The sequence below is a fragment of the Streptomyces sp. FH025 genome, from assembly GCF_017427025.1.
Lineage (GTDB): Bacteria > Actinomycetota > Actinomycetes > Streptomycetales > Streptomycetaceae > Kitasatospora.
Window position 1 is genome coordinate 1 of the sequence record NZ_JAFLNG010001083.1, and the last position, 1679, is coordinate 1679.

A 1679-nucleotide genomic window follows, 5' to 3' on the forward strand; every position below is an offset into this window, starting at 1 on the left:
GGGTTCGGGGGAGCGGGATTCTCAGAACGGGAGTCTCGGAGCGGAATTTCTCGGAGCGGGATTCTCGGATCGGAATTCGAGGGGTGGGATCGGGCGCGGTCAGCCGACGGGCGGCGCGGCGAGCTCGTACAGGTGGTTCATCAGCGTCATCAGGGTGTCCCGGCTGGACTCGCGGCTGCGCGCGTCGCAGCTGACGATGGGCACCTCGGCGGGCAGGTCCAGCGCCTGGCGGAGTTCCTCGGTCGGGTAACTCGGCGCCTCCGGGAAGTTGTTGACGGCCACCACGAAGGGCACACCGCGGTCCTCCAGCCGCCCGATCACCTCGAAGCTGACTTCGAGGCGGCGGGTGTCCACCAGCACCACCGCGCCGAGCGCGCCCTCGAACAGGCCGTTCCAGAGGAACCAGAAGCGCTCCTGCCCGGGGGTGCCGAAGACGTACAGCACCAGGCGCTCGTTGATGCTGATCCGGCCGAAGTCCATGGCCACCGTGGTGGAGGTCTTGAGCTCCACGCCGGTCGGGTCGTCCACGCCGACCCCGGCCTGGGTCATGGTCTCCTCGGTGGTCAGCGGGCGGATCTCGCTGACCGAGCCGACCAGCGTGGTCTTGCCGACGCCGAAGCCGCCGACGATCACCACCTTGACCGCCGTGGTGACGGTGTCGGGCAGCAGGTCCGCGCTCGCCGGTCCGACGACCGGGTCGGAACCGCGGAGGGCGTCAGAGCCGTTGAAGTCCATGGATCACCGCCTCCAGCAGGGCACGGTCGGGGAGTTCCGCCGCGGGGACGGCGGCGCGGGCCTCGATCCGCCCGTCGTCGAGCAGGTCCGCCAGCAGGACGGCGACCACGCTCGTGGGCAGTTCGAGGTAGGCGGAGACCTCCGCCACCGAGAGCGGGGAGCGGCACAGCCGCAGGATCGCCGCGTGTTCGGGCTGCATGCCGGGTGTCGGCTCCGCGAGGGAGACGATCATGGTGACCAGGTCGAAGACGCCCGGCCCGGAGGGGCCGGTGCGACCGCGGGTGATCACGTACAGGCGATCGGGCTCGGGTCCGTCCGAGCCGCCCTGGTCGGCCGTCATGTCGCCGCCTCACTGTGCTCGTTCACGTGCCCCTCCGGGCACCGCGGGTTCTCGCCGGCCGTTTCACGCGAGCACCCCGGGGTTGCGCGGGGGAGTGGCCAGGTGCTCGCCGATCCGGTCGATCAGGTCGCGCATCTGGTGGCTCACGAGCCCGGCGTCCACGCCCTCGTCGGCGAGCACCGCGAGGTACGCGCCGACGCCGGCCGACATCAGGTAGAAGTAGCCGCCGTCCACCTCGATCACCACCAGCCGCATCGAGCCGTCCCCGTCCGGGAACTCCTGCCCGACCGCGGCGGCCAGGCTCTGCAGCCCGGCGCAGGCGGCGGCGAGGCGGTCGGCGGTGTCCGGGTCGGCGCCGTACTGGGCGATCCGCAGCCCGTCGGCGGACAGCACGATGACGTGGCGCACGTACGGGACGCTGTGTGCCAGGTCGTTGAGGATCCAGTCCATGTTGCTGCGGTGCGGAGTCACTGCTCGCCCTTCCCTGCCGTGTCTTCACTGGTCTGTCCGGTCGAACCCGAGGACGGGCCGGTGCCCTTGTAGCCCTCCATGAAGGCCTCCACCCACAGGCCGGGCTTCTTCTTGGGGCGCGGTTCCCGGGCCG

General features: G+C 71.1%; 3 protein-coding genes. All 3 read right to left on the reverse strand.

Annotation, left to right across the window (positions count from 1 at the left end):
- Positions 1–99: 99 nt before the first annotated feature.
- The 3 genes from J0670_RS37490 to J0670_RS37500 all read right to left on the reverse strand — a co-directional run bounded on the left by J0670_RS37490 (position 100) and on the right by J0670_RS37500 (position 1525).
- Positions 100–735, reverse strand: a complete 636-nt coding sequence (locus tag J0670_RS37490; protein WP_207817244.1) for an ATP/GTP-binding protein — start codon at positions 733–735, stop codon at positions 100–102.
- Complete coding sequence (locus tag J0670_RS37495) at positions 716–1075, reverse strand: DUF742 domain-containing protein (RefSeq protein WP_207817245.1); 360 nt, start codon at positions 1073–1075, stop codon at positions 716–718. The genes J0670_RS37490 and J0670_RS37495 overlap by 20 nt, the downstream gene beginning before the upstream one ends.
- A 63-nt stretch (positions 1076–1138) precedes the next feature.
- On the reverse strand, positions 1139–1525 hold the full coding sequence (locus tag J0670_RS37500) for a roadblock/LC7 domain-containing protein (RefSeq protein WP_207817246.1): 387 nt from the start codon (positions 1523–1525) through the stop codon (positions 1139–1141).
- Positions 1526–1679 lie beyond the last annotated feature (154 nt).

Coding starts and splice junctions, on each gene's coding strand:
- J0670_RS37500 (WP_207817246.1), bottom strand. CDS start 1,525: ATGGACTGGATCCTCAACGACCTGGCACACAGCGTCCCGTACGTGCGC.
- J0670_RS37490 (WP_207817244.1), bottom strand. CDS start 735: ATGGACTTCAACGGCTCTGACGCCCTCCGCGGTTCCGACCCGGTCGTC.
- J0670_RS37495 (WP_207817245.1), bottom strand. CDS start 1,075: ATGACGGCCGACCAGGGCGGCTCGGACGGACCCGAGCCCGATCGCCTG.